The organism is Marinilactibacillus psychrotolerans, assembly GCF_900101525.1.
Taxonomy (GTDB): domain Bacteria; phylum Bacillota; class Bacilli; order Lactobacillales; family Carnobacteriaceae_A; genus Marinilactibacillus; species Marinilactibacillus psychrotolerans.
Genome location: NZ_FMZD01000047.1, coordinates 1 through 1,159, shown reverse-complemented (window position 1 = coordinate 1,159; position 1,159 = coordinate 1). Strand labels below are relative to the sequence as shown.

Annotated in this window: 2 protein-coding genes; both read right to left on the bottom strand. The window is 34.3% G+C overall.

Going from position 1 to position 1,159, the window contains the following annotated elements; all coding sequences use genetic code 11:
* Nucleotides 1–845, bottom strand: an 845-nt coding sequence (locus BLT22_RS12165; protein ID WP_091763508.1) for a flagellin N-terminal helical domain-containing protein, incomplete at its 3' end; no start/stop codon positions are given.
* 207 nt (nucleotides 846–1,052) lie between these two features.
* Nucleotides 1,053–1,159: flagellin (locus tag BLT22_RS12160; RefSeq protein WP_256333889.1), on the bottom strand; the 107-nt coding region annotated here is incomplete at its 5' end.

Genomic DNA, 1,159 nt, shown 5'->3' with positions numbered 1-1,159 from the left:
TTAGCTTCTGACAAGTTTTCTTTTGTTGTAGTTAAGTTATTGATCGTGTGATCCAAACGGTTTTGAGTTGCACCTAGGTTCGCACGTTCAGTTGAAACGTTTTTGATTGCTGAATCAATTGTATCTACTACTGCGTCGAAGTCAAGTGCATCTGTTGCTGTTTTTAATGCAGTATCATAATCATCTTGTGCATCAGTTACAGCTTGTTGTAAAGCAGTATCAGCAGGATCAGCCTCTAAAGCTGTTTTTGCTGCTGCTATAGCATCACTTTGTGTTTGCAAATCATCTTCAGATACACTTAATTTTAGATTAGATGTAGTAGCATCCGCTTTAAGATTTAAACCTTCTGACGTCATATCCCCAATGTTTAATGCAATGTCTTGACCAGAATTAGATCCGATTTGGAATTTAAGAGAGTCAGTACTAAAATCTCCATTTAAAAGTGTTTTCGTATTGAATTGTGTTTGACCAGCAATACGATCAATTTCTTCAGTTAATGAATCCATTTCTTTTTGGATTGCTTGACGGTCTTCGTTAGTGTTTGTATCATTTTTTGCTTGAACAGTAAGATCACGCATACGGTTTAAGATTGAATGTGACTCATTCAAAGCACCCTCTGCAGTTTGGATCAAAGAGATTCCATCTTGTGCATTACGAGTAGCTTGGTTTAAACCAGATACTTGGTTTTTCATTTTTTCTGAAATTGAAAGTCCAGCTGCATCGTCTCCAGCTTTGTTGATTCTTAGTCCTGATGATAATTTAGCTAATGAACTACTTTTTGCTCCGTTTGCCGCTGTCAAACGTGAGTATGTATTCATAGCTGCAGTGTTTGTATTAATACGCATTTTATTTTCCTCCATTATGTTTTTATAGTTTTAAAGACTTTATCGCCTTCTAATTATAGTATCGTCCAGTTCTTTAAAATGTTAATAGTAAATATGCATTTATTAGTTAAAAAATGATTTAGATTGAATTTTACAAGATTAGTATAGAACAAAAAAAAGCCAGATCTTTTAATGATCTGACTTTTTCTAAGAATGATTATTAATTGATTAACCCAATAATTGTAGAACGCCTTGAGGCATTTGGTTAGCTTGTGCAAGCATAGCTGTTGAAGCTTGTGAAAGGATGTTAGACTTAGTGAATTCCATCATTTCTT